The sequence below is a fragment of the Amycolatopsis bullii genome, assembly GCF_014654205.1.
GTDB lineage: Bacteria > Actinomycetota > Actinomycetes > Mycobacteriales > Pseudonocardiaceae > Amycolatopsis > Amycolatopsis plumensis.
Window position 1 is genome coordinate 32950 of record NZ_BNAW01000008.1, and the last position, 23478, is coordinate 56427.

At 70.7% G+C, this 23478-nt stretch carries 28 protein-coding genes; 10 read left to right on the plus strand and 18 right to left on the minus strand.

Annotated features, from left to right (window positions below; all coding sequences use genetic code 11):
* Positions 1-5: 5 nt before the first annotated feature.
* On the minus strand, positions 6-971 hold the full coding sequence (locus tag IE317_RS12830) for an SDR family NAD(P)-dependent oxidoreductase (RefSeq protein ID WP_191309649.1): 966 nt from the start codon (positions 969-971) through the stop codon (positions 6-8).
* A 104-nt stretch (positions 972-1075) separates the two neighbouring features.
* Between IE317_RS12830 and IE317_RS12835 the strand changes: the two genes are divergently transcribed.
* Positions 1076-1618: a DUF6069 family protein gene (locus IE317_RS12835; protein WP_191309651.1), complete on the plus strand. Its 543-nt coding sequence runs from the start codon at positions 1076-1078 to the stop codon at positions 1616-1618.
* A gap of 2 nt (positions 1619-1620) precedes the next feature.
* On the plus strand, positions 1621-2046 hold the full coding sequence (locus IE317_RS12840) for a nitroreductase/quinone reductase family protein (protein ID WP_191309653.1): 426 nt from the start codon (positions 1621-1623) through the stop codon (positions 2044-2046).
* An 81-nt stretch (positions 2047-2127) separates the two neighbouring features.
* On the opposite strand, the gene IE317_RS12845 is transcribed toward IE317_RS12840, so the two are convergent.
* The 5 genes from IE317_RS12845 to msrA all read right to left on the minus strand — a co-directional run bounded on the left by IE317_RS12845 (position 2128) and on the right by msrA (position 7667).
* Positions 2128-2931, minus strand: a complete 804-nt coding sequence (locus tag IE317_RS12845; protein WP_191309655.1) for an ABC transporter permease — start codon at positions 2929-2931, stop codon at positions 2128-2130.
* Positions 2928-3902, minus strand: a complete 975-nt coding sequence (locus IE317_RS12850; RefSeq protein WP_191309657.1) for an ATP-binding cassette domain-containing protein — start codon at positions 3900-3902, stop codon at positions 2928-2930. Before IE317_RS12850 ends, IE317_RS12845 begins: the two co-directional genes overlap by 4 nt.
* Before the next feature lie 63 nt (positions 3903-3965).
* Entirely contained in the window at positions 3966-4481 is a 516-nt protein-coding gene (locus IE317_RS12855) for an OsmC family protein (protein ID WP_191309658.1), read from the minus strand.
* Between the two features lie 74 nt (positions 4482-4555).
* A complete protein-coding gene (locus IE317_RS12860; protein ID WP_191309660.1) occupies positions 4556-6832 on the minus strand; it encodes a M4 family metallopeptidase in 2277 nt (758 codons plus the stop codon).
* A 319-nt stretch (positions 6833-7151) separates the two neighbouring features.
* Positions 7152-7667 (minus strand): peptide-methionine (S)-S-oxide reductase MsrA, encoded by a 516-nt coding sequence (msrA, locus tag IE317_RS12865; RefSeq protein ID WP_191309661.1) that lies wholly within the window; start codon positions 7665-7667, stop codon positions 7152-7154.
* Positions 7668-7806: 139 nt separating this feature from the next.
* Here msrA and IE317_RS12870 point away from each other — a divergent pair, with 139 nt between their 5' ends.
* Positions 7807-8184, plus strand: a complete 378-nt coding sequence (locus IE317_RS12870) for an STAS domain-containing protein (protein WP_191309663.1) — start codon at positions 7807-7809, stop codon at positions 8182-8184.
* An 84-nt stretch (positions 8185-8268) separates the two neighbouring features.
* Here IE317_RS12870 and IE317_RS12875 read toward each other — a convergent pair whose 3' ends face one another.
* Positions 8269-9018 (minus strand): helix-turn-helix domain-containing protein, encoded by a 750-nt coding sequence (locus IE317_RS12875; protein ID WP_229902682.1) that lies wholly within the window; start codon positions 9016-9018, stop codon positions 8269-8271.
* A gap of 254 nt (positions 9019-9272) precedes the next feature.
* Here IE317_RS12875 and IE317_RS12880 point away from each other — a divergent pair, with 254 nt between their 5' ends.
* The gene (locus tag IE317_RS12880) at positions 9273-9695 is read left to right on the plus strand and encodes a DUF4760 domain-containing protein (RefSeq protein WP_191309665.1); all 423 of its coding nucleotides are present in this window, start codon (positions 9273-9275) and stop codon (positions 9693-9695) included.
* Between the two features lie 63 nt (positions 9696-9758).
* Here the strand turns inward: IE317_RS12880 and IE317_RS12885 are convergent, their stop codons facing one another.
* Positions 9759-10064 carry a hypothetical protein gene (locus IE317_RS12885; RefSeq protein ID WP_191309666.1) on the minus strand — a complete coding sequence of 102 codons (306 nt, stop codon included), beginning with the start codon at positions 10062-10064 and terminating at the stop codon, positions 9759-9761.
* 122 nt (positions 10065-10186) lie between these two features.
* Between IE317_RS12885 and IE317_RS12890 the strand changes: the two genes are divergently transcribed.
* Both IE317_RS12890 and IE317_RS12895 read left to right on the plus strand, forming a co-directional pair.
* Positions 10187-11092: a hypothetical protein gene (locus IE317_RS12890; RefSeq protein WP_191309668.1), complete on the plus strand. Its 906-nt coding sequence runs from the start codon at positions 10187-10189 to the stop codon at positions 11090-11092.
* Between the two features lie 61 nt (positions 11093-11153).
* The gene (locus tag IE317_RS12895; RefSeq protein WP_191309670.1) at positions 11154-11591 is read left to right on the plus strand and encodes a L,D-transpeptidase; all 438 of its coding nucleotides are present in this window, start codon (positions 11154-11156) and stop codon (positions 11589-11591) included.
* Here the strand turns inward: IE317_RS12895 and IE317_RS12900 are convergent.
* Genes IE317_RS12900 through IE317_RS12910 form a run of 3 tightly spaced genes read right to left on the minus strand, consistent with a single transcriptional unit; the run spans position 11546 to position 13897 of the window.
* Positions 11546-11980 carry a hypothetical protein gene (locus IE317_RS12900; protein ID WP_191309672.1) on the minus strand — a complete coding sequence of 145 codons (435 nt, stop codon included), beginning with the start codon at positions 11978-11980 and terminating at the stop codon, positions 11546-11548. The two genes, IE317_RS12895 and IE317_RS12900, sit on opposite strands and share 46 nt — an antisense overlap.
* A gap of 57 nt (positions 11981-12037) precedes the next feature.
* On the minus strand, positions 12038-12490 hold the full coding sequence (locus IE317_RS12905) for a hypothetical protein (RefSeq protein WP_191309674.1): 453 nt from the start codon (positions 12488-12490) through the stop codon (positions 12038-12040).
* A 45-nt stretch (positions 12491-12535) separates the two neighbouring features.
* Positions 12536-13897 carry an NAD-dependent succinate-semialdehyde dehydrogenase gene (locus IE317_RS12910; RefSeq protein ID WP_191309676.1) on the minus strand — a complete coding sequence of 454 codons (1362 nt, stop codon included), beginning with the start codon at positions 13895-13897 and terminating at the stop codon, positions 12536-12538.
* Positions 13898-14002: 105 nt separating this feature from the next.
* Between IE317_RS12910 and IE317_RS12915 the strand changes: the two genes are divergently transcribed.
* Entirely contained in the window at positions 14003-14428 is a 426-nt protein-coding gene (locus IE317_RS12915; RefSeq protein WP_191309678.1) for a hypothetical protein, read from the plus strand.
* Between the two features lie 14 nt (positions 14429-14442).
* Here the strand turns inward: IE317_RS12915 and IE317_RS12920 are convergent, their stop codons facing one another.
* Positions 14443-17214 carry an AfsR/SARP family transcriptional regulator gene (locus tag IE317_RS12920; RefSeq protein ID WP_191309679.1) on the minus strand — a complete coding sequence of 924 codons (2772 nt, stop codon included), beginning with the start codon at positions 17212-17214 and terminating at the stop codon, positions 14443-14445.
* A gap of 117 nt (positions 17215-17331) precedes the next feature.
* Here IE317_RS12920 and IE317_RS45115 point away from each other — a divergent pair, with 117 nt between their 5' ends.
* Both IE317_RS45115 and IE317_RS12925 read left to right on the plus strand, forming a co-directional pair.
* Entirely contained in the window at positions 17332-17466 is a 135-nt protein-coding gene (locus IE317_RS45115) for a hypothetical protein (RefSeq protein ID WP_268246871.1), read from the plus strand.
* Positions 17467-17627: 161 nt separating this feature from the next.
* Positions 17628-17999, plus strand: coding sequence for a DUF742 domain-containing protein (locus IE317_RS12925; RefSeq protein WP_191309681.1), 372 nt, complete (start codon positions 17628-17630; stop codon positions 17997-17999).
* Here IE317_RS12925 and IE317_RS12930 read toward each other — a convergent pair.
* Entirely contained in the window at positions 17986-18816 is an 831-nt protein-coding gene (locus IE317_RS12930; RefSeq protein ID WP_191309683.1) for an alpha/beta fold hydrolase, read from the minus strand. The two genes, IE317_RS12925 and IE317_RS12930, sit on opposite strands and share 14 nt — an antisense overlap.
* Before the next feature lie 63 nt (positions 18817-18879).
* The gene (locus IE317_RS12935; RefSeq protein WP_191309684.1) at positions 18880-19503 is read right to left on the minus strand and encodes a TetR/AcrR family transcriptional regulator; all 624 of its coding nucleotides are present in this window, start codon (positions 19501-19503) and stop codon (positions 18880-18882) included.
* A 32-nt stretch (positions 19504-19535) separates the two neighbouring features.
* On the opposite strand from IE317_RS12935, the gene IE317_RS12940 reads away from it, so the two are divergent.
* Positions 19536-20396 carry an SDR family NAD(P)-dependent oxidoreductase gene (locus IE317_RS12940; RefSeq protein WP_191309686.1) on the plus strand — a complete coding sequence of 287 codons (861 nt, stop codon included), beginning with the start codon at positions 19536-19538 and terminating at the stop codon, positions 20394-20396.
* Here IE317_RS12940 and IE317_RS45120 read toward each other — a convergent pair.
* The 4 genes from IE317_RS45120 to IE317_RS12960 all read right to left on the minus strand — a co-directional run bounded on the left by IE317_RS45120 (position 20393) and on the right by IE317_RS12960 (position 23469).
* Complete coding sequence (locus IE317_RS45120) at positions 20393-21943, minus strand: hypothetical protein (protein WP_191309688.1); 1551 nt, start codon at positions 21941-21943, stop codon at positions 20393-20395. The two genes, IE317_RS12940 and IE317_RS45120, sit on opposite strands and share 4 nt — an antisense overlap.
* Positions 21943-22257 (minus strand): hypothetical protein, encoded by a 315-nt coding sequence (locus tag IE317_RS12950; protein ID WP_191309690.1) that lies wholly within the window; start codon positions 22255-22257, stop codon positions 21943-21945. Before IE317_RS12950 ends, IE317_RS45120 begins: the two co-directional genes overlap by 1 nt.
* Positions 22254-22754 (minus strand): YbaB/EbfC family nucleoid-associated protein, encoded by a 501-nt coding sequence (locus IE317_RS12955; RefSeq protein ID WP_191309692.1) that lies wholly within the window; start codon positions 22752-22754, stop codon positions 22254-22256. The genes IE317_RS12950 and IE317_RS12955 overlap by 4 nt, the downstream gene beginning before the upstream one ends.
* Positions 22755-22899: 145 nt before the next feature.
* Positions 22900-23469 (minus strand): DinB family protein, encoded by a 570-nt coding sequence (locus IE317_RS12960; RefSeq protein WP_191309693.1) that lies wholly within the window; start codon positions 23467-23469, stop codon positions 22900-22902.
* Positions 23470-23478 lie beyond the last annotated feature (9 nt).

Sequence of the window (23478 nt, forward strand, 5' to 3'; positions counted from 1 at the left end):
GACAGTCAGGGCCGCGCGAACGCGTCCACGCCGGTGAGCTGGGCCGACAGCGTCCACAGGCGCGCGGCCTGCTCGCGGTCGACGGCGTACCGGCGGACACCCGAGGCCGCGAGGCCCTCGGCGTCCTCCGGCGCGAGCTCGGCGACGTCGCAGTCCTCCAGGTACAGCCCGCCGAGCCCGGCCAGCTGGGGCGAGGTGGCGGCCCAGACCGTGGTCGCGGCGCCCTGCTCGGGCGTCTTGAACTGCATCAGGACGTTCCCGGCCTCGTCGATCCAGCCGCGTTCGATCATTTCCTCCCGCGGCAGGTGCCGCTGCAGCGGCGTCATGATGCCGCCGGGGTGCAGGGCGAACGCGTGGACGTCCTTCTCCGCGCCCAGCTGGTCGAGGTGGACGGCGAAGAGCACGTTCGCCGTCTTCGCCTGGCCGTAGGCCTGCCACTTCTCGTAGCCGGTCTCGAACTGCACGTCGTCCCAGCGGATCGGCGAGTAGTGGTGGCCGCGCGAGGACAGCGAGACCACGCGGGCACCCTCGGCGACCGCCGGCCACAGCCGGTTGACCAGCGCGAAGTGGCCGAGGTGGTTGGTGGCGAACTGGGCCTCCCAACCCGGCCCGACGCGGGTCTCCGGGCAGGCCATGATGCCGGCGTTGGCGATGAGCAGGTCGATCCGCCGCCCGGTCGCCAGGAACCGGTCGGCGAACGCGCGGACGCTCTCGAGGTCGCCCAGGTCCAGCTCGCCGACCTCGACGTTCCCGATCCCGGCGAGCGCCTCCTCGGCGGTCTCGCGGCGGCGGGCCGGGACGACGACGTGGGCGCCGGCGCCGGTCAGCGCGCGGGTGGTTTCGAGGCCGATCCCGGAGTACCCGCCGGTGACGACGGCGAGCTTCCCGGTGAGGTCGATGCCTGCGACGGCTTCGGCGGCCGTGGTGGTGGCGCCGAAGCCCGAGCCGATCTTGTGCTGTGCGGTGGTCATGGGTCCGACGCTACGAGCTGGAGTGCACTCCAGCGCAAATCGCGGACGGGGCCGAAACGGGGGACAATCGCCGGGAGAGGCGCAGCCGACCCAGGAAGGCTCTGATGTCCGACTACTACGGGAACCAGCCCCAGGACGTCCGCCCGGGGATCGACGCGCGCCGCCTGTGGGCGGGCGGCGTGGCGACGGCGGTGGTCGCGGCCCTGCTCGCGGTCGTCGGGCTGCTGGTCGCACGCGGGATCTTCGAGGTCGAAGTGCTCGCCCCAAAAGGCGAAGGCGTCTGGGGCAACGCGAGCACCACGACGTACGCGCTGGTCGCCGCCGCGGTGGCCCTGCTCGCCACCGGGCTGATGCACCTGCTGAGCGTCGCGACCCCGGCGCCGTCGCAGTTCTTCGGCTGGATCATGGTGCTGGTCACGCTGATCGCGGTGGTGCTGCCGCTGACCCTGACGGTGGCGCCGAGCGCGAAGATCGCCACGGCGGCGATCAACCTGGTGATCGGCCTGGTCATCGCCGCGGTGGTGAACAGCATGGCGGCCAGCGCCCGCACGCTGCACCGGCGGCGCACCCAGCAGAGCGCGGCGCCGCCGCCGACCCGGCAGTACCCGCAGCAGCAGCCCCCGCCGACCCGCTACTACGACCAGTGACGGTGGACACCGCCGACGTGCGGGCGACGAACCGCCGCGTGATCGAGCAGTTCCGCGCGGGCGGCGAGGTCGAGGGCATGCACCGCGAGCGGCTGGTGCTGCTCACGACGACGGGCCGCCGCTCGGGCGAGCCGCGCACGGTCCCGATGATGTACCACCGCGACGGCGACCGGCTGCTGGTGGTGGCGTCGAACATCGGGGCGCCGAAGCACCCGGACTGGTACCTGAACCTCGCGGAGGATCCGCGGGTGAAAGTGGAGGTCGACGGCCGCGAGTTCGAGGCGGAGGCGTTGCCCCTGCTGGGCGCGGACTACGTGCGGATGTGGACCGAACTGGAGAAGCACTACCCGTTCCTCGCCGATCACCAGGCCAAGGCTCGGCAAGCCAAGCGGGTCATCCCGATCGTGGAGCTGTCCGAAGAGGACTGACACGGCCGGGTGCAGTGAATGACTCATTCCTGGCGTCAGACGCCAGGAACGAGTCATTCACTGCGTTGGGTGGCGACCGTCCTACTTGCTCGCCACCCGGCGGTACCGGGCCGTCGCCAGCGGGGCGAAGATCGCGATGATCGCCAAGCAGCACAGGATCGCGTACAGCGCCGCGTTCTCCGCAGGCCAGCCCGTCGGCGGGGCGCCGAACCGGTTGCCGAACAGGTCGCGCGTCGCGTTGATCACCGCCGTGAACGGGTTCCAGTCCGCGATCGCCTTCAGGAACGCCGGGAGCGTGTCCGTCGGGACGAACGCCGAGGAGATGAAGCTCAGCGGGAACATCCAGATCAGCCCCGCGCTCTGCGCCACCTCGACGCTGCGCGCCGCCAGGCCGATCAGCGCGCCGACCCAGGACAGGGCCCACGCGAACATCAGCATCACCAGGTAGCCCAGCAGCGCGTCCCAGAAGCTGCCGCGGATGCGCCAGCCCACCAGCAGCCCGCACAGGGACATCACGACCAGCGCCACCACGCTCACGACCAGGTCCGACGTCGTGCGGCCGAGGACCACCGCGATGCGGGACATCGGCAGCGAGCGGAACCGGTCGATGATGCCCTTCTGCAGGTCGTTGGCGAAGCCGATGACCGTGAACGCCGAGTTGAACGCCACCGTCTGGGCGAAGATCCCGGCGATCAGGAACTCGCGGTACGCCGCCCCGCCCGCTTCGCCGCCGATCGCGTTGCCGAAGACGTAGGCGAACAGCAGGACGAACATGATCGGCTGCAGCGTCGCGGCCATCAGCCAGTCGGGGTTGCGGCGGACGTTCACCAGGTTGCGCCACGTGACGATGCCGCCGTCGGAGATGCTTTTGGCGAGCGCGTTCACTTCGCGGCCTCCTCAGCCGAAGCACCGTGGCCGGTCAGGGACAGGAAGACGTCGTCCAGGGTCGGGCGGTGCAGGCCGACGTCCTGGACCGTGATGCCGTGGGAGTCGAGCCGCCGCAACGCCTCGATCAGCGCCTTCGGCCCGGTGTCGACGAGGATCTCGGCCCGCCGCGTGTGACCGTCGCCGGACGGCTCGCCGGTGCCCACCTCGCGCAGGACGTCCAGCGTCGCCGGCAGGTCCTCGGCCGACGCGACGACCAGCTCCAGGCGCTCACCGCCGATCTGGGCCTTGAGCTCGTCCGCGGTGCCGCGCGCGATCACCCGGCCGTGGTCGATCACCACGATGGAGTCGGCGAGGTGGTCGGCCTCTTCGAGGTACTGCGTGGTCAGCAGGACGGTCGTGCCGTCGGCCACGAGCTCTTTGATGACCTCCCAGGTGTCGAGCCGCCCGCCCGGGTCGAGGCCGGTGGTCGGCTCGTCCAGCACGACGACGGTCGGCTCCGCGACCAGCGCACCGGCCAGGTCGAGCCGGCGGCGCATGCCACCGGAGTAGCCCTTCGCCGGCCGGTCGGCGGCCTCCTCGAGCCGGAACCGGCTGAGCAGCTCGCGGGCCCGCGAGCGGGCCGCGGCCTTCTTGCGGCCGTAGAGCCGCCCGACCATGTAGAGGTTCTCGAAGCCGGTGAGGTTCTCGTCGACGGCCGCGTACTGGCCGGACAGCCCGATCCGCTGCCGCACCTCGTCCGGCTCGGCCAGCACGTCGTACCCGGCCACGTGCGCCGACCCGGAGTCCGGGCGCAGCAGCGTGGTCAGGATGCGCACGGTGGTGGTCTTCCCGGCGCCGTTCGGGCCGAGCAGGCCGAGCACCTGCCCGGCCGGGATGTCGAGGTCGACACCGTCGAGCGCGCGCGTCGAACCGTAGGTCTTCACGAGCCCGCGTACCCGGACGGCGGTGTCCGGCTCCGGCTGTGGCATGTCGGCTCCCCCTTCAGGTGACCCCGACAAGCTAGGCCAAGCTGCCCGATTTGTCCTCCGGGTTTATCCCTGGTTCGCGGACAGCGTGACGGCGAACTCCGGCGGCGTCCGCAGCGTCTGGAACACGACGCAGTAGCGCTCGGTCAGCTTCTTCAGCGTGACGAGCTGCTCTTCGGAAGCGTCGGTGTCCAGGTCGAACGACAGCCGGATGGCGCGGAAGCCCACCGGCGCGTCCTTGGCGACGGCCAGCGTGCCGCGGAAGTCGAGGTCGCCCTCGGCCCGGACGCGCCCGCCGCGGACGGCGAGCCCGAGCGACGTCGCGACGGCCCGCAATGTCACCCCCGCGCAGGCGGCGAGCGCTTCGAGCAGCATGTCCCCCGAGCAGGCGAGGGTGCCGTCGCCGCCGGTGGCCGGGTGCAGGCCGGCCTCGACGACCGCGCGGCCGGTTTCGACCTTGCAGGAGATGCCCAGGCCGTCCAGTTCGGCGTCGGCGTGCAGCGTGACGAGCGCGCTCTCCGGCTGCTCGCGGTACTTGTCCTTCAGCGGTGCCTGTGTCGCGCGCAGCTCTTCGGTGTCCATCCGCCGATTCTGCTCCGGAAACGCCGAAGCGGGGAGACCGCGTGGTCTCCCCGCTTCGGATCAGTGGTTCAGCTTCAGCTCAGGGTCACGGCCACGTCGTCGATGACGAACGAGGTCTGCAGCGAGCTGTCTTCGGTGCCGCTGAACTTCAGCGCCAGGGTGCCACCGGCGGCCGACGAGACGTCGATCGTCTTGAGCGTGTACCCGGTGCCCTTGTTCAGGTTGGAGTAGCTGCCCAGCGTCGTGCTGCCGTTGGTGACGGTCAGCTTGTCGTAGGCGGTCGTGGTGGTGGTCTCCGCCGTGTCGATGTGCAGGTAGAACGTCAGGCTGGCGTGGCAGCCCGCCGGGATGCTCACCGACTGGGCGACGGCTTCGGTGTGGGTCGAGCCGTAGCCGTCGAGGTAGGCGCTGTACGTGCCGCCGTGCGCCGCCTCACCCGAGGACGCCCACTGGCCGATCGCGCCGGTGTCGCCGGTCCAGCTGGAAGCACCCGACTCGAAGCCGCCGTTGGCGATCTTCTGGCCGGAGCAGCCGCCGGTGGTGCCGACGGTCCAGGTGAACGACGCCGTGCCGGTCTTGCCGGCCGCGTCCTTCGCCGTCACCGTGACGTTCGAGGTGCCCGCGGTGGTTGCGGTGCCCGAGATCGTGCCGGTGGAGGCGTTGATCGAGAGGCCGGCCGGCAGGCCCGAGGCCGACCAGGTGTACGGCGCGGTGCCGCCGGAAGCCGACAGCGGCAGGTTGACCGAAGCGCCGGTCACGGTCGACTGGTTGCCCGGGTTCGAAACGGTGACCGTGCCGGTCGCCGAGCAGGTCGGGTCGGCCGACTGCGCCGGCACGCTGATCGCGTCCCACGCCGCCTTGACGGTGTTGAACTCGGTGCAGCTGCCCGGGAACAGGTTCTTCGCCGCGGTCAGGGTCCAGGTGCGGTACTTGAGGTACGAGCTGCTGGAGGTCTTGAGCAGCATCGCGTTGTAGAAGATCTTCACCGCGGTCTGGACGCCGAGGCCGGTGATGGTGGAGTTGTTGCACGTGGTGCTGGTCGGCTGGCCGTTGGTCGGGTTCGTGCCCTCGGCCAGCAGGTAGAACCAGTGGTTGCCGGGGCCGGCGGCCGCGTGCACCTCACCGTTGGGGACACTGCTGTCGTAGCAGTTCTTGTCGCCCAGCGCCGACGGGTTGTACATGTTGCGGATCGGGCCGGAGCCGACCAGGTTGACCTGCTCGCCGACGAGGAAGTCCGGCTTGTCGTAGGGAGCGGGCTCGTTCGCGAACCACTCGGTCGAGGCGCCGAAGACGTCCGCGACGAACTCCTGGGTGCCCGCGCCCGAGATGCCGCCCGGGGTGTGGTCGTCGATGCCGTGGCCGTGCTCGTGCGCGACGACGTCGATCGAGCCGATCCAGCCGCCGGCGGTGTTCTTGCCGATCTGGACCTGGCTGCCGTCGTAGTAGGCGTTCTGGTCGTTGAGGCCGACGCGGATCGGCCAGCCGCCGCCGTTGCCGTCGAAGCCGTTGCGGCCCAGCCACTGCGAGAGCATCTTGTTCTCGGTTTGGGCGGCGAACAGCGCGTCGACGCAGCCGGTTTCGCGGTTGCTGGCGGTGCCGTTGCCCCAGAGGTCGTCCGGTCCGCTGAAGGTGGTGTTGTTGGCCGCGTCCTGGCAGGACGTGTTGGTGATCGTCGGGTCCTTCAGCGAGTACGTGCTGCCCGAGTGCGTGGTGTCGAGGTGCACCGGGTTCGGGCCGTTCCACGCGCTGGTGCCGTCGCCGTTGAGGACGTGCTCCTGGGTCTTGAGCACCTTCCCGGTGGCGGCGTCGACGATGACGTCGAGCCGGCTCGGGCCTTCGGCGTCCCGGCCGACGACCGTGCTCTTCCACGCCAGCGTCGGCGTGCCGAGCGCGTAGACGACCTGCTGCGCGGGGCTGACGCTGTCCACCGCGGACAGCTGCTGCCGGGCGGTCGCCTCGGCCGCGTCCTTCGAGACCTTCGCCGTGGTGGTGGCCAGGTTGATGGTCTGGTCCTGCGCGACGGAGGTGCCGAGCACCTGGCCCGTCGAGTCGGTCGCGACGACGAAGTCGCCACCCACCACGGCCAGGCCCTTGTAGCTGCGCTCGTAGGGGATGTACTTCAGCCCGTTGGTGGCGGAAATCGCCTTCTGGGCCACGAAAACGTCGTCCGCGCTCGCGTGCAGCGCGGCGGGCCGGCTCGCCACGAGCCCGGCCGCCGCCGACACGGCCAGGGTCTGGGCGTCGGGGACGGCGTTCGGGGTGGTGGGCTGGGCCTGGGCGGTGGTGGTCGTGCACACCGCGGCGATGAGGGCGCCGCTCGCGGCCAAGACGAATGGACGTCTCAGTTGCATCGAAGGATCTCCTCCGGGCAGGGCGAACCGGCCCGGGGTCGAGCCGGGCCGAGAACGGGGACGACGGGGAAAAATGGTGCGGCTTAGCGGAAATCAGCATCCGGGGTGGAAGGCTCGTGAACAAGCGACGAACGTAGGAGTCTTATCGGCATGTCGCAATACATCCCAAATAGGACATTCAACGCTATTGGGATTCCGGGTGTTCACTGTCCACTGTGTACTGAAGGAAGATCACCGCCGTTCGGGCGATCTTTCCTGCGTCCGAGACGACGAAGGCCCCTTCGCCGGGGTGGCGAAGGGGCCTTCGGGGTACTGAGGGTCAGGCGGTCTTCTCGCGCTTCGGGAGCTTCCAGCCCGGGCGCACGAAGTGGCACGTGTACCCGTTCGGGATGCGCTGCAGGTAGTCCTGGTGCTCCGGCTCGGCCTCCCAGAAGTCACCCACCGGGGCGACCTCGGTGACGACCTTGCCCGGCCACAGCCCCGATGCGTCGACGTCGGCGATCGTGTCCTCGGCGACCCGCTTCTGCTCGTCGTTCTCGAAGAAGATCGCCGAGCGGTAGCTCAGGCCGATGTCGTTGCCCTGGCGGTTCTTCGTCGTCGGGTCGTGCACCTGGAAGAAGAACTCGAGCAGGTCGCGGAACGTGGTCTGCGCGGGGTCGTAGATCACCTCGATGGCCTCGGCGTGCGTGCCGTGGTTGCGGTATGTGGCGTTGGGGACGTCGCCGCCGCTGTAACCGACCCGGGTCGAGACCACCCCGGGCTGACGGCGGAACAGCTCCTGCATGCCCCAGAAGCAGCCGCCGGCCAGGACGGCCCTTTCGGTTGACGTGGTCACGGCGTCACTCCTTCTTCTCGTGCGGTGCTACCGACCGTTACAACTGTCCCGGACCCCCGATGATTCCACGCGGGTGTTACGGAAGCCTGACGTGACGTGGGACGATGGTCCCGGGACGGGATGACTCCCGGGAGGCGCGATGCGCGACGACATCGCCTCGGAACGCTCCGGTGGCGTGCTGGTCGTCGAGATGCGCGGTGAGCCGGCAATCACGACGCTGCTGCGCTGGGCGACGGTGCTCGAGACCGCCGTGTGCGAACTGCCGTGGCCCCGGCTCCTGGTCATCGACCTCGGCCGGCTGGACTTCCTCTCCGACGGCGGCGTCCGCGGCCTGCTCGAGGCGTTCGACCGCTGCCGCGACCGGGGCCTGCCGGGGTGCCTCGTCGCACCGCCCGGCACCGGCGTCGACCGGGTGGTCCGCCGCACCCGGCTGGTCGAGCGCGTCCCGGTGTTCCCGGACCGCCTGGCGACGATCGTCGCCTACCAGCCGGTCGAGGTGCGCTGGCTGCCTTGCTGAGCGTCATCGTGGCGTCACGCCTCGGTGCGCGGCTGCTTCACCTGGTGAAACGTCACCCGAACTGCGTCGTCTGAACTTCGCGGATCAGTGCGCGGCTCTCGTCGGGCTCCAGTGACGCGGCCACCAGGGCGTCGTGGTAGCCCCGAAGTAGGCGTACATGCAGCTCATCGAGAACAGCGGGGGATGGGCGAAGGGAAAGACGCGCAGCTCGATGTTCGGCGCGGCCGACCGTTCGACCAGGTGGTCCAGCTGGGCGCGCATGATCTCGCTGGAGCCGACGAACTGCCGCAGGGTCGACTCGTGGGTCACCGCGACCAGCCGCAGCGGCTCCATGTCCTCACGCTCGGCGAGGACGTGCTCGCGGTGCTCGCGCAGGTCGACGAGCCGGTCGACCTCTTCGGCCGACCACCACGGTTCGTGCGTCGAGTACTGGGCGCGGGCGTAGTCCGGGGTCTGCAGGAGCACCGGCAGCAGCGGGATCGTGTAGATCCGGGCCACCGTCGCTTCGGACTCGTACGCGAGGTGGGCGTCGAGCCCGGGGGTCGCCGTGGTCTGCGAGTAGTCGGTCCACCAGCCCTGCCTGCCGGAGGCCTTCACCCAGCGCATCAGCCGCTCGGCCAGCTGCGTCTCCTCGATACCGTAGAAGCGGATCAGGTCGCGGACGTCCCTGGCTTGCGGGCTGCCCTGCGCGTTCTCGAGCCGGGACAGTTTCGATGTCGAGATCAGCAGCGCCTCGGCCACCTCTTCGAGGGTGCGCCCGGACTCGTCGCGCAGGCTCCTGAGCGTGTCCGCGATCCGGCGGCGCGGCACGATCGGACCTTGCGTGGGGGCCATGGGACCTCATCCTGCGCAGCGCGAGGGCCGGTCAACGGGAACCCGTAGTGGGATTCCCGTAGTGCAAGGAGCATACCTGTTGCTCCCATTTGCTTGAGTGTCGAGGTAAGGACTGTTTCATCACGAATCCGGCATTCTGCTTTACTTTTCGCGCTTGCCGCCGATTACTGGTGATCAGATGCGGTGCTGCACGAGATGGGGTCGGTCGATGACTCGCTTCGCGTGACGCCTGAATCTTTCAGCAGGTTCGTTCAGTGGAATTTCGCGGGCATCTGACCACAGTGGTGGCCGGGATAGGCGAGGAACCTTCCGAGCGGGTGGGGATCGAAGCCCTGTCGCCGAAATATCGCGACAGCGTGTATACGGTTTGTTACTTCTTCGACTACCTGGGAGTTCTGCTGGCATTCGGCATGATAGAGAAAGATGTCATCGTGAGCGCCTTGGGAACGCATATCATGCGCGTCTGGTACCTGCTGCAGCCTTACATCGTAGCGGAACGCGTTTACCGGGAACGCGTGTGCCCGGTAGACGCGCCGGCTGGTTTCCTCGTCTACTTCGAATACTTGGTGGTTCTCGTGCGGAAATCGGGCGGACGCAACGCCAGCGAGGTCATCGTGCGGCGGCTGGGAATCCCTCATCTCGATACTCCGGCCGCCACCGGCGCGACAAGGGCGTAGGGGCCTCGCCGGCCATGATCACCGCTGAGCCGGTGAGCGGACAGTCACTCACCGGCTCGAGGCTCACTCGCCGCGCATCGAGCGGCGGATCTCGGCCAGCCGGTCTTTCGCCGCCTGGTCACGGTCCGCGATCTTCTTGTCGAGGGCCTCGGCGGTGTTCTCGGTGCCGAGGCCGGCGACGTCGACCGAGCCGAGCGAGCTGGTGTACCGGTTCTCGATCTTGTCGCGGACGAAGTCGAAGCTGGGCACGCCGCCCTCGCTGTAGTCCGGGTCCGGCAGCGGCGGCGACGGGATCGCCGGCGCCGCGGTCGGGGTGTCGTCGACGATCTCGCCCTCGACCACGTTCGGGTCGCCGTCGGGTTTGCTCATCTTCCGACCTTAGCGCCGGTGTGGGCAGTCCTGCCGTGACCAGTGGGTAATTCGGCCGTGGACCGGGATGGCGCGGTGGGGAACCCTCGACGCGAACAGCCGGTGTCCGGAGGGAGCAAACCATGAGTGCCGGGGCCTACCGCGCCGAAACGGCGGAGATGGGGTCGGTCGTCCGCGCGGTCGAGGACGTCGGGTCGTCCTTTCTCTCGGCCACCCGCGACCTGGAGGGCCTGGTGCTGGACGCGTTGTCCTTCGCCGGGATCGGCAGCGGCGTCGCGGCCGCGAACTCGGCCCTGCACTCGACGCTGGGCAGCGCCCTGCAGAAGCTGCTGCACCTCCTGACGAACGTGAACCAGAACGTCCAGAAGGCCGCGGACGGCTACCGCGCCGCCGACTCCGACGTCGCCCAGGCCTACGGCGGCGGTGGACAGGCCGGGGGAGGTGCCGCCGCCGCGGCGCCGCAGCAGCTGGACCCCCGGGTCGTCGACTCGATCATGCGGTCCGAAGGCGCGACGGGGGAGCAGGGCGGCGTGCCCGAGGCCTACGGTTTCCGGCAGAACATGCACAACGGCTACGACCGGATCATCGCCGCCCGCGAGCAGTACGGGATCGGCAGCGCCGAGGAACGCGCGGTCGTCGCCGACCTGATGACCGCGAACGCGCGCACGGCGGGCGCGCTCAACTTCACCGATCCCGGCACCCAGGCGGCGATCATGTCCGGGGCGCACATGCGCGGCGCCGGTGGCGTGCGCGCGATCCTCAACCACATGGCGGGCGAGGACATCGTGCGCAGCTCCCGGACGCTGAGCGACGCGACCATCCAGCACGTCCAGGGCCTGACGCCGGAGCAGTTCCAGCAGGAGTTCCGCGACGCCCGCGTCGAGTACGACCGGCAGGTCTACGGCGGGACGACGACCACCCAGGGCGGCCACACGCAGAACTGGTGGGACCGCTACGGAAACGGCCTGACTCGCCGCTACGACCGCGAGCAGACCGAGTTTCTCCGGCTTTCGCAGCCGCAGGATTGATTCGAAGATCGCCCGAGTGGGCACTCTCGTTGGGTAGCCGAACGACAACGGGAGGCACACGATGAACCGGAGGATGATCGCACTTCTGGGCGGGGTCGCCGCGATGGCGGGGACCGTGGCGTTCGCGGGTACGGCCGAAGCGGCGTCGACGCCGTGCAGTGCCGAAGCGAAGGCCTGCGTCCAGCGCAGTTCGAATACCGCGTGGCTGACCGACGGCGCCGGGAACGTCACCTACGGCGGCGTCCCGATCACCGTGGGGCTGCCGAAGTACCCGACCCCGCTGGGGAAGTTCCACGTGCAGTACAAGGACATCGACCACTACAGCAAGCAGTTCAACGGGCCGATGCCGTACTCGGTGTTCTTCACCACCACCGGGGTCGCGTTCCACCAGGGCAGCCTGAAGGTCAAGTCCCACGGGTGCGTGCACCTTTCGCACGACGCCGCGGTGACGTTCTACAACTCGCTGCACCCGGGTGACGTCGTCGAAGTCGTTTCCTGACGGGTGCGTTCCAGCAGCGCGCCGACGACGGCACCGAACACGAGGTGATCCAGGATCTGCGGCCCGCGCGGCAACGCCCGCACGGCGGGGTACGCGCGGGCCGCGATCCCGAGGTCCAGCGCCGCGATGGCCAGTCCCGCGACGGCGCCACCACCGGCCCCGAGCCGGTGGCGCCGCGCGATCGCGGTGAGCACCCCGGTCCAGGTGGCTGAGACGACGACGTGCGCGATCAGCCCGGCGGCGATGCCGGGCCGGTTGCGGCGTCCGGGGAGCAGGGTGCCCGCCGCTTTGGTGGCCGCCAGGACGTCGGCGCCGATGAAGAGGGCGTGGGCGGTCGAGGGGATGCCGCTGACGACGGCGCCGATCGCGCCGGCGGTTGCCGGTTTCATCCGAAGGTCACCACCGGTCGACGGTATACCTCTGACCGGTTCGGCGCCTGCCGCAAGTCATGTGTGGCAACTGCCTCCGGTTTCGTCGTCCAGGTCGGTGAGGGTGAGCCGGGCGGCCGAGGCGAAGTCGACTGTGAACCTGGCCAGGACGACGATCTGCATGATCCATTCGTCAGTCAGGTCGTCGACTGTGAGCGGTGCCGTTGGTACTGCGAGCCGTACGTACGGCCCGGACGAGTCCTTCCAGTCGTAGGCGTAGAAGCCTCGGGCCGCGAGATCCCGCCAGTCGGTGTAGTCACCCGTGTCGCTGGGCTGACTGATGGAGTCACCCACATAGGGCCAGGTGTTGACCAGTTCCACGGCCGCGTCGACGGACTCAACGTGCTCTCCGACTGCCTTGGGAACCGGGCCGTACCCGGCGGAAGTGAGCACGGCAAGAGCGCCGGAGGGGTCGACTGCAAGCCAGTCGAACTCGATACCCGCGCGAGGGTGCGCGTACTCGTCCTTCATCGAATGCTCCTAGCCGACTCACCGAGCGGCGGCCAGGCTAACCCGTCAGAGCCGGATCGGTTTCTTGTTCATGAATTCCTCGATACCCAAAGCCCCCAGCTCCCGACCCATCCCCGACCGCTTGATCCCCCCGAACGGCAGATCCGCCTCCGACCCGCCCGACTTGTTCACGTACACCATCCCCGCCTCGATTCCCCTCGCCACACGAGCCGCGCGTGCTCGGTCGGTGGCGAACACGCTCGCCCCCAACCCGAAGGTCGTGTCGTTCGCCAGCTCGACCGCCTCCGCTTCCGACGACGCCCGGAACAGCAGCGCCACCGGGCCGAAGATCTCCTCGTGGTACGCCGCCATGTCCGGTGTCACGTCCGTCAGGACCGTGGCCTCCACATACGCGCCCCGGCCCGGGATGCGGTGGCCGCCCGCGCGCAGGGTCGCGCCTTCGCGGATCGCCGTCTCGATCTGGGCCGCCACCTCGTCGGCCGCCGTCGTGGAGGCGAGCGGGGGGAGGGTGGTTGACGGGTCCGCCGGGTCGCCCGGGACGTAGTACTCCGTCACGCGCTTGGCGAACCGGTCGGCGAACTCCTCGTACAGCTCGCCCAGGACGATGATGCGCTTCGGTGCGTTGCAGGACTGGCCGCAGTTGCGCATCCGGGCCGTGGCCGTGATCTTGACCGTTTCGTCCAGGTCATCGGTGTCCAGGACGATCAGCGGGTCGGAGCCGCCCAGTTCCAGGACGCACTTCTTGAGGTTCCGGCCGGCCTCGGCCGCCACCGAGATGCCCGCCTGCTCACTGCCGGTGAGCGACACCCCGGCCAGGCGCGGGTCCGCGAGCATCCACGGGACCTGACGGCTCGACGCGAACACGTTCACATACGCGTCCGCGGGCACGCCGGCGTCCCGCAGCACCGACTCGATCGCGATCGCCGACCGCGGGCAGATCGACGCGTGCTTCAGCAGGATCGTGTTGCCCAGCACCAGGTTCGGCGCCACGAACCGGGCGACCTGGTAGCACGGGAAGTTCCACGGCATCACGCCCAGCAGCGCGCCGATCGGCTCCTTCGTCAGCACCGCCTCGCCGCCGCGGAGCGTCAGGGGCTCGTCCGCCAGCAGGTCCGGGCCGCGCTCGCCGTAGTACCGGAAGATGTCGGCGACGACGCCCACTTCGCCACGGCCTTCGTTGATCCGCTTGCCCATCTCCAGGGTCATGATCGCGGCGAGCTCGTCCGCGCGTTCGGCGAACAGCTCCGCCGCGCGCAGCACGATCGCGGCACGCTCGGCGACCGGCCGGGCCCGCCAGGCCGCATACCCGCGGTGCACCCGGTCGATCGCGACGCGGACCTCCTCGTCGGCCGCGTTCGGGATCTCGTCGACCAGCTCGCCCGTCGCGGGGTTGGTGACTGTGTACAAGGCGGCCTCCTCTGCCAGACTACTGGATACTGTATACAACATGTGAGCCGTCGTCGACACCCGCGCGGCGGTACCCGTCACCGCTTGATCGACTATCGTTCCCCCATGACGCTGGAACTCACCGGCGGACCCGATTTCGCCGCGCAGGCCCCGAAAAACACCCGCTGGACCCGGCAGTACACGGCCACAGCAGTCACGTTCGGCTGCCCGGCACGCACGTCGGAACGGACTCCGCGGGTGTGGAGCGGGCGCGGTCTCGGCCTGCCGGAGGCGGACTTGGCGGGGTTCGCCGGGCAGCTGAGGCGTGTCATGAAGCATGAGGCTTACTGGATCGCCCGGGCTCGTCACGAGGGTGACGCGGCTGTCTGGACGCCGGGCCGCTACGACGACGAGGACGGCTTCGTCTACTTCGCCGGCCCTTGCACCCACGGCGACCCGTGGCCCGGCTATCGTCCGGCGACGGCGTTCACCATCGCGCTGCCGCACGTCCGCGGTCTGCGGATCCGGGTGGCGGCCTACCTGGCCGGATGAAGGCTGCCACCGCCTCAGCTCTCGGCCAGCAGGGCGCGCACCTCCTCGGCCTCCGGCGCCCGCAACTCCGTATACGCCACCAAAGCCGCCTCCAGGTGAGCCTTAGCCTCGGTGCCGTTCCCGGCTGCCCGGTGCGTCACCCCCAGCCCGTGCTGCGCGAAGGCCTGCTCACGAAGGTGACCAGCCCGGCGCGCCAGCGCCAAAGCCTTCTCGTACAACGAAATCGCCTCGAGGCCAGACTTCGTCGCCGCGAAGTCGTTCAGTGCCGTCACCTCGAGGTTCGTGTTCCTGCCCTCTCGGGCGTACTCCAGCGCACGGCGGAAGTACGCGTCAGCGTCCTCCGGGCGGCCCAACCCCGCATACGCGCTGCCCAGCGCCGCCAGTACCGGGCCGCCCAGGCCTGCTGAACCCAGGTCCTCCGCTATGCGGCCGCTCTGGTGCAGGTACTTCGCCGCCTCCTGGTGGTTGCCGCACCAGCGGTGGTGCTCTCCCATGTTGCACAGCGCGATTCCCTCCAGCAGCGCGTACCCCGTCCGGCGCGCTGCGGCCAAGGCCTCGTCGTACTGCTCGCGGGCCTCAGGGCGGCGGCCTCGGATGTCCTCGATCGTGGCGATGCTGTTGCGGGTCATGCTCTCCAGCAGATCGTTCCGAAGCCGCAACGCCAGGGAAAGAGCCTGCTCGAGATGCGCGGCGGCCGCGTCGTACCGGCCCAGGAAGGTCAAGGTCATCCCCACCGCGTGCTGCGCGAAGCCCCACTCCTTCGTACCGGGCGTGGTCAGCGCGAGGGCGGTCGTGTGGAGGGTGAGCGCCTCGTTGTGGTGCGCCGCGACGTACAGGTAGCGCCACAGCGTCGCTGCCAAGCGGACGACGTGGTCCGCCAGCGCCTCCGGGGCGCTCGTCGCCAACGCCAGCATCGTCGCCCGCTCGGCGTCCAGCCAGGCTCGGTCGGACTGGACTTGCGCGAAGTCGGGACGCGGGCCGTCCACCCGCGGGCGCAAGTAGGGCTCGTGCGGGGAAAACCGGTCCATCGCCGCCGAGGCCCAGCTCAGGTAGTGGTCGAACAGCCTGGTCGACGCGGCCAGGCGGGTGGCGGGGTCGTCGGAGGCGACGAGTTCGGCCGCGTACAGCTTGACCAGGTCGTGCATGCGGAAGCGGCCCGGCTGGTGCTCCTCCAGGAGGTTGGCCGCGCACAGCACGCGCACCGCCCGCGCGTCCCCGAGCAGGGCCGTCGCGGCCGCGCGGCCGATGTCCTCGGTGGGAACCAGGCCGAGGAGGCGGAAGGCCGATGCGGCGGCCGGGGACAGGGCACGGTAGGACGCGTCGAACACCGCGCGCAGGCTCGCCGTCAGCTCCCCGGTGTCCAGGGCGTCCAGCCGGCTTTCGCGCAGTTCGGCCGCCAGTGCGGCCAGCCGCCGGTCCGGGTGGGCCGCGACGCGCGCCGCGACGATGGCCAGCGCCAGCGCCATTCCGCCGCACCGGGCCAGGATTTCCTGCACCGCCTCGGGTTCCTCGGCCAAGCGGGCGGCGCCCAGCCGGTGCGCCAGCAGCTCCCGCGCCTGGCCCTCGTCGAGGGTGCGCAGCGGCAGTGCGCGAGCGCCGTGCGTGGTGAGCAGGCCGCCCAGCTCGTGACGGCTGGTGATGAGGACCGAACACGACGACCCGCCGGGCAGCAACGGCGTCACGTGCCGGGTGTCCTGCGCGTTGTCGAGCACGATGAGCAGCCGGCGCCGGGCCGTCAGGCTGCGGTAGAGCGCCGCCTGCCCGTCCGGCTCCGGCGGGACCGACGCCGGCGCCACACCCAGTGCGCCGAGGAACCCCCGGACCGCGCGCTCGGCCGGCACCGGCTCGTGCGCCGGGTCGAAGCCGTGCAGGTCGACGTACAACTGGCCGTCGGGGAACCGGCTCGCGTGGTCGGTCGCCCACCGCACCGCCAGCCACGTCTTCCCGAGGCCGCCCGCGCCGGAGATCACCGCGACCGCGCCGTCCGGGGCCAGCAGGCGGTCGAGCTCCGCCAGCTCGGCAGCACGTCCGGAGAACGACGGCGCCGCGGCCGGGAGCTGCCGCGGTTCCGGGCCGCCGCCGCTCAGGATCCGCTCGTGCAGGCCGCGCAACCGCGGACCCGGGTCGGCGCCGAGCTCGTCGGCCAAGCGCGACCGGACCTCTTCGTACTCCCGGAGCGCGTCGGCCGGACGCCCGTCGAGGAACAACGCCTCGATCCGCTGGGCCGCCGCCCGTTCGCCGGCGTCCGGGGCGGGCTCGGCGAGCACAGCGGCGTGGGCGCCGGTGCGCAGCCGCAGGTCGTCGCGGTCGAGCACGGCCGTCTCGCGCCTGCGCTCCAGGGCACCGCGGACCTCGGCCACCCACGGCGAATCCAGCTCGCTGAGCGGCGTCCCGCGCCAGAGCGCCAGGGCTTCGTCGTACAGGGCGAGCGCGGTGTGGTCGTCCGTCGTCTTCTTCGCCTGCTGCAGGAGGCTCTCGAACCGGTGGACGTCCACCGTCTGCGGGTCGGCCATCAGGACGTAGCCGTCCCGGTCCCGCTCGATCGTCACGCCGTCCAGCGCACCCAGCAGCGTCCGCAGCCGCGAGACGTAGGCGTACAGCGAGTTCCGCGGCCGCCGGGGCGGCCGCTCGCCCCACACGCGGTCGACGAGGCGGTCGACCGGGACCGCCCGGCCGACGTCGAGCAGCAGCACCGCCAGCACGTCACGCTGCCGCGCGTGCCCGATGTCGAGCCGGGTGCCATCGGCCAGGACCTCGACCGGCCCCAGCACCCGCAGTTCCACCACGCCACCCTCCCTTGCCTCAGGCGTAGCGGATCCGCGACACCCCGGCAAGGTCTGTTCAAGATTTCCCCAACGGCCCCCGCGCACCGTGACGGCACGGACGACCGAGGGAGCCCCGAGATGATTTCCGACGCCTACCTCCGCGCACGCATCGCCGAGGTCCAGCAGGAGTTCGCCGCCGCGCGGGCGTGGCTGCGCAGGTTGCGGGTCCGCCGCCGGAAGGCGCCGAAGCCGGCGGAGTTGTCAGAACACTGATAATCCGCCTGGATGACCTTCCTCCCTCGGAGTGGTGTCGGTCAACGGCGCTGCTCCGACCTGCAGTTTACCGTCCGTTAGCCTGTTCGGACGATTGCGGTGGAGTCGATCACGGTGTCGAATAATCGCCTACAAGGATTAATCGCCGTGAGGAGCTGGCTGTGCACTGGGGGACCGCGCTCGAAGACGGAGGGGCGGCGGGGCTTGTCCGTCCGTACTTCCGCACCCACGGCCGGACGCGCCCGACGCGCGACCTCCCGGTCGAGACGCTCGTCTCGACCACCCCGCGCGGGCGGGCCATGACGCGCAACAGCACGGCGGAGGAGTCGGAAATCTGCGTGCTGTGCTGCACTTCGCAGTCGGTGGCCGAGGTGGCCGCGCGGCGGCGGCTGCCGCTCGGCGTGGCGCGGGTCCTGCTCTCCGATCTCGCCGACCGCGGGCTCGTCGCGGTGCACACCGCGAAGAAGGGCAACGGCAACCGGCCGAGCATGGACCTGATGAAACGCATCCTGCACGGCCTCAGCCGGCTGTGAACTCCCGGACCAGCCGCGCGAACTCCGCCGGCTGGTCGAGCGGCAGCAGCGTGTAGCTGTCGGCCACCTCGACGAGCTGCCCCTTGGGCAGCAGCGCCGCCAGGCGACGGCCGTGCTCGAGCGGCATCACGCGGTCCTCGGTGGCCCAGACGACCAGCGCCGGCCGGTCGAAGCCCGGGAGCCGTTCGGCCGCTTCCCGGAGGATGTCCGGTGCGGCGGCGGCCGCCCGCAGGACGCGGACCGTGTCGCGGCGGACGCCGGCCTGGCTCAGCAGCGGCCGGAGCCAGCGGGCCGTGGCCGCGTCCCCGCGCTTCGTCAGCCACCCGAACGCGATCGGGAGCCGCCGCACCGCGCGCAGCCGCAGCTGCTGCACGAACGCGCCGAACAGGCGGGGCGGCAGTTTCCCGGCCAGGAACAGCGTTCTGCCGGTGAGGCCGGGCGGGAAGTTGTCGAACGCGTCGCACGAGGCGAGCACGACCCGGCCGACCCGCGGGGCGTCCTCCGCCATGAGCAGCTGCACCAGCGCGCCGCCGGTGTCGACGCCGACCAGGGTGACGTCCCGCAGGTCGAGCTGCTCCAGGAACTCCGCGAGCAGCCGCGCGAGACCCCGCATCGACAGGTCGGCACCGTCCCGCATCGGGTGCCGGTGCGCGCCGAGCGGCAGCGTCGGGACGACGCAGCGCAGGCCGTCGAGGGCGGCGACCGGGCCGTCCCAGAGCGAGCCGTCCATCAGGAGGCCGTGGACGAAGACGACGGCCGGGCCCGCCCCGCCCGTGTCGGTGTACTCGACGGTGCCCGCGGACAGCGCGACCTGCATGCCAGCCTCCCAGTGACGTCCCCTGGGCAGAAGTGAACCACGTGGTTCGCAAACTGTCGAGGCTCAGGGGGCCGCTTCCTCCCGTTCGACCGCCCGCAGCAGGGCCGCGACGCCGGCCTCCGCGCCTTCGCCGTCCGGGCTGGTCAGCAGATCCACGAGGAAACCGCGCAGCGTCGCGAGGATCATCTCGGCGACCTCGAGCTTGCGCCGCTCCGGCCAGTGCGGCGGGCAGAACGACACCAGCGTCGGCAGGTACTGCTGCGACGCGCCGCGGCCGAGCGCGGCGTACCGGCCCGGGTCGTACATCGCCAGGCCCATCGCCTGGTCGAGGACGCGCCGCAGCTGCGTCTCCTCGTCGCGGAGGCTGGCCCAGGCGGCCCGGACGCGCCCGGCGAGCGTGGGCGATTCCGCGGCGACGGCCGTCAGCGCGTTGCCGATCCGCCGTTCCCGCAGCGCGAAAACCACCTGACGCAGCAGGTCCTCGGCGCCTTCGAAGTGGTAGAGCAGCACCTTGTGGGTCGTTCCGGCCGCCCGCGCGGCCCGTCGCAGGGAGAAGTCGACGAGCCCGTTCTCGGCGACGTCGTCGGTGATCTTCGCCAGCAGTTCCCGGCGCCGGGCCTCGCCGCGGGGCGACCCGGCCGACCGCCGGTACCCGGCCCGGGCCGGTTCGTCGGTAGCGTTGTCCACGACGGACAGCTTGGCACGGGGAGGGTGCGGCGATGCGGGTGCTGGTGACCGGGGGCAACGCGGGGATCGGCTACTTCGCCGCCGAGCAGCTGGCTTCGGCGGGCGCGGACGTGGTGATCGGCAGCCGCGACCCGGCCAAGGCGCAGGCCGCGACCGAGTCGATCCGCTCGCGGGTCGCCGGGGCGAAGGTCCGGCACGTCCGGCTGGACCTGGCCGACCTGGGTTCCCTCGAACCGGACGTGGGTGTGCTGGACGCCGTGCTGTGCAACGCCGGTGTCGCGCTCGACGCGCCGCCGCGGCGGGAGACCGCGGACGGGCACGAGCTGATGTTCGGCACCAACCACCTCGGCCACTTCGCGCTGATCGCCCGGCTGCGGCCGGTGCTGGCCCCGGCGGCCCGGATCGTCACCACGGGCAGCTTCGCGGCGAAGTCGGCTCACCTCGACTTCGCGGATCTCCAGAGCTCGCGTGACTACCACCCGAAGCGGGCCTACGAGCGGTCCAAACTGGCCCAGATGCTGTTCGCGCTCGAACTCGACCGGCGGCTGCGGGCCGCGGGCTCCGCGCAGCTCAGCGTGCTCGCCCACCCCGGCGGCGCGCTCGACTCGCTGACGCCGTCGCGGCCGCCGGTGCACACCCGCACCGCCGGCGCGTGGCTGCGCGGGCTCCCGGCCCGGATGCTGTTGCAGGGCAAGGACGCCGGGGCCCGGCCCGCGGTGCGCGCGGTCCTCGACCCGGACGTCGAGGGCGGCCAGCTGTGGGGCCCGCGCGTGTTCGGCCTGCGCGGGCGGCCGCGGCCGGAACGCCGGTGGGCGAACCTGGCCGACGACGCGGCCGCCGCGCGGCTGTGGACGGAAAGCGTGGCGCTGACCGGGCTGGACCCGCTCGGCTAGCTGCCGTTGTCCCCGCCGGTGACGTTGCCGATGCCGGCGGGCACTCCCTTGATCATGTCGACGACGGTCTTGCCGGCCAGGCCCGACTTGCCGAACCACGGGTCGGTCATGACCTTGATGGCCGACTCGAACTTTTCCGCGCCTTCCTTGCCGAAGAGCTTGCCGAGCTCGTGCACGGAGAAGTTGCTGATCTTGTCGAACTTCTGCATGATCTCGGGCGTCACACCATCCATTTGGGACAGCTTGGTCTTGATGACGTCGGTCATCTGATCGGTGAACGGCTTGTGTGGCTTGGGGTCGGGGGTGGGTGCCGGGTCCGGAGTGGACTGAGTGGTGTCCGGCTTCGGTTCCGGGGTGGAGTCGGGCTTGGGCTCCGGGGTGGCCGAGGAGGGCGCGGGTTCCGGCTTGGGCTCGGGGGTGGTGTCCGGCTTGGGTTCCGGTTTCGGTTCGGGTGTGGCCGAGGAGGGAGTGGTGTCCGGTTTCGGCTCGGGCTTGGGGTCCGGTTTGGGTTCGGGTTTCGGGTCCGGGGTGGCCGACGAGGACGAGGGTGCGGGTTCCGGCTTCGGTTGCGGTTTGGGCTCGGGGGTGGTGTCCGGCTTGGGCTCGGGCTTCGGTTCGGGAGTGGCCGACGAGGGAGTGGTGTCGGGCTTGGGGTCCGGCTTGGGCTCGGGCTTCGGGTCCGGAGTCGCCGACGAAGGCTTGGGGTCGGGTTTCGGGGCCGGGGTGGCGTCCGGCTTCGGGGTGGGCGTCGGCGTCAGGCTGCTCGTCGGGGGCTTGGCCGCCGCCAGGTCGTCGCCCGCCTTGCCGAGCTTCGTCAGCGCCTGCAGCAGGTCGCCCAGCTTCTTGGCCAGCTGGGCCAGCTTGGCACCGATCTTGCCCAGCGCCGTGGCCACCGTGCCGATCGTCGTGCCGATGAAGATCGCGATCGACGCGCCGAACGTCACCGGGGCCAGCGCCGCCGCGATCAGGGCGCCCTTGATGATCGTCGCCAGGAGCATGGCGATCAGGTCGCGGAGGATGCCGCGGAACGCGCCGACGATGCCGCCGGCGATCTTCATGTTCTTGCCGGCCTCGTCGAGGTAGCCGCCGAGGGCGCCCAGCTGGTCGGTGACCGCGTCCATGTCCTTCTTGAACGCGTCCGCGGCCTGCCCGCTCCACTCCTTCAGCAGCTTGTCGAGCGCCTGCTGGTGGTCGGCCGACCACTGCTCCAGCTTCTTCTTCTCCGCCGTGAGCGCTTCGCTCGCCGCCGCGATGCCGATCGGGTCGCCCATCAGGATGTCCAGCGGCCACCGCAGGATCGTGATGTGCTCGATGAGCCAGCCGATCCCGGCCGTCAGCAGGCTGCCGATCGGGTCCAGCACGAGACCGATCGTCTCCAGCGCCATGCCCGCCGAGCCGATGCCGATCGCGACCTTGTCGTGCTCCTTGACGGCCTTGTCCAGGCCGATGGCCGCCTCGAAGAAGCCCGCACCGGCCGAGGCGTTGTCGCTGTTGAACAGGTCCGAACCGTGGAGGCTGACGTCCTTGCTCTGGTAGTCGTCGCCCACTATCCGAACCTCACGATCGAGTTCACGGCGTCTTCTTCGCCCGACTGGTAGCGCTTCGCCGCCTCGGTGACCTTGTCGGCGAACTCGCCGATGGTCTTGGCGTACTCGCCGAACTGGTGGTGCGCCTTGTCGGTCCAGGTGCTCGCGCCGGCGGCCATCAGCTGGCACGCCGGGTTGATGCCGAACATGCCCGGGTCGCAGACCATGCCGCCGACGAGGTCCGCGGTGCTCTGCAGGTTCTTCTGCAGCTCGTCGAGGTGCTTGCCGAACTCCGTCAGTGGCTCCGAAGAGACGCGGAAGCCGCCGCCGGTCACCAGGGGTTCGATTCGTCGTCGGCGCGGTCCTCGGCCACCGGGCGGCGGCGCGGCGCGGACGGCGGGGCCGGGGGAACAGGGGGAGCAGGCGGCGGTGGGGCAGCCTCGGCGCTCTCCGGCGCCGCGAAGTCCGCGTCCGGCGGCGGGTCCGGCGGCAGGAAGGACCGGACCATTTCGGTCGACTCGCTGTCGCCGTTGATGGTCGCGAAGGAATCCGCGACGGCGCGGGCGGTCTGGCGCTGCGCGTCCCGCACCGCGCCCATGATCGCCGCGGTCAGCCGCGCCGGGCCCAGCTCGCACGCCCGGTGCCCGAGCTCGAGGTTCGTGAGCGCGCCGTTCGGGGCGAGGGTCACGGTGACCGAGCCGTCTCGGGTGCGGACCGTCGCCCCGGCCGAGGAAAGCGCTTCGTTCAGCGCCGCGGCCTTCGACTGCATCTCCCGGACCTGCCGCTCGAGCAGGAGCTGGAAGTCTTCGCCTGGCCCCAGGTTCGGTTGCACGAAATCGACTCCTCGACGTGCCGGCGCGCTCGGCCGGATCCCATGAGCGGCAGGTTAGCGCACACCTGACGTTCATCTGCCGTTAGCCGCAGATATGCCTGGACGTCTCCTCGATGGTGCCCCCGAACACCCGGGCGCGGCTGGTCTACTGTGGACCTGCGACGGCCCGGGCGGCCCGGTCGACCTCCGTGCGGCGAGCCGCCCAGTGCTCCGCGTCGCGGTGGCCGTCGGTGGCGAGGGCGCCGTCGAGCTGCTCGCGCAGGATGTCCGCGTGGCCGGCGTGGCGGTTCGTCTCGGTGAGCACGTGGACCAGGATGTTGAACAGCAGCACGTCCGGCCGGGGCCACCAGGGCACGTGGCCGGGTGCGTCGACGGGCAGCTCGGTGATCGTCGCGTCGGCGTGGGCCCAAGCCCGGCGGTAGCGGTCGATGATCTCCTGGCGCGTCTCGTGCTCGGTCGCCCACATGTCGGTGCCGCGCACGGTCAAGTCGTCCCAGCGGGGCAGCGGCTCGGGGAACGGCCTGCCGAAGATCTCGCCGAAGTACCGGGCCTCGGTCAGGGTCAGGTGCTTGACCAGGCCGAGCAGGTTGGTGCCGGTCGTGGTCAGGGGACGGCGGATGTCGTACTCGCCGAGCCCGTCGAGCTTTCCGACCATCTCCTCGCGGATCTCACGCAGGTCGCCGTGCAGGTACGTCTTCGCGAAGTCGTCGATCATGGCGTCCAG

What these genes read in the sequence shown, in the direction of transcription:
- IE317_RS12895 (WP_191309670.1), top strand. Translation starts at nt 11,154, where the DNA reads ATGAACCGGAGGATGATCGCACTTCTGGGCGGGGTCGCCGCGATGGCG.
- IE317_RS12930 (WP_191309683.1), bottom strand. Translation starts at nt 18,816, where the DNA reads ATGCAGGTCGCGCTGTCCGCGGGCACCGTCGAGTACACCGACACGGGC.
- IE317_RS12900 (WP_191309672.1), bottom strand. Translation starts at nt 11,980, where the DNA reads ATGAAACCGGCAACCGCCGGCGCGATCGGCGCCGTCGTCAGCGGCATC.
- IE317_RS12875 (WP_229902682.1), bottom strand. Translation starts at nt 9,018, where the DNA reads ATGGCCCCCACGCAAGGTCCGATCGTGCCGCGCCGCCGGATCGCGGAC.
- IE317_RS12860 (WP_191309660.1), bottom strand. Translation starts at nt 6,832, where the DNA reads ATGCAACTGAGACGTCCATTCGTCTTGGCCGCGAGCGGCGCCCTCATC.
- IE317_RS12885 (WP_191309666.1), bottom strand. Translation starts at nt 10,064, where the DNA reads ATGAGCAAACCCGACGGCGACCCGAACGTGGTCGAGGGCGAGATCGTC.
- IE317_RS12960 (WP_191309693.1), bottom strand. Translation starts at nt 23,469, where the DNA reads ATGATCGACGACTTCGCGAAGACGTACCTGCACGGCGACCTGCGTGAG.
- IE317_RS12915 (WP_191309678.1), top strand. Translation starts at nt 14,003, where the DNA reads ATGACGCTGGAACTCACCGGCGGACCCGATTTCGCCGCGCAGGCCCCG.
- IE317_RS12905 (WP_191309674.1), bottom strand. Translation starts at nt 12,490, where the DNA reads ATGAAGGACGAGTACGCGCACCCTCGCGCGGGTATCGAGTTCGACTGG.
- IE317_RS12940 (WP_191309686.1), top strand. Translation starts at nt 19,536, where the DNA reads ATGCGGGTGCTGGTGACCGGGGGCAACGCGGGGATCGGCTACTTCGCC.
- IE317_RS12890 (WP_191309668.1), top strand. Translation starts at nt 10,187, where the DNA reads ATGAGTGCCGGGGCCTACCGCGCCGAAACGGCGGAGATGGGGTCGGTC.
- IE317_RS12870 (WP_191309663.1), top strand. Translation starts at nt 7,807, where the DNA reads ATGCGCGACGACATCGCCTCGGAACGCTCCGGTGGCGTGCTGGTCGTC.
- IE317_RS12855 (WP_191309658.1), bottom strand. Translation starts at nt 4,481, where the DNA reads ATGGACACCGAAGAGCTGCGCGCGACACAGGCACCGCTGAAGGACAAG.
- IE317_RS45115 (WP_268246871.1), top strand. Translation starts at nt 17,332, where the DNA reads ATGATTTCCGACGCCTACCTCCGCGCACGCATCGCCGAGGTCCAGCAG.
- IE317_RS12835 (WP_191309651.1), top strand. Translation starts at nt 1,076, where the DNA reads ATGTCCGACTACTACGGGAACCAGCCCCAGGACGTCCGCCCGGGGATC.
- IE317_RS12830 (WP_191309649.1), bottom strand. Translation starts at nt 971, where the DNA reads ATGACCACCGCACAGCACAAGATCGGCTCGGGCTTCGGCGCCACCACC.
- IE317_RS12850 (WP_191309657.1), bottom strand. Translation starts at nt 3,902, where the DNA reads ATGCCACAGCCGGAGCCGGACACCGCCGTCCGGGTACGCGGGCTCGTG.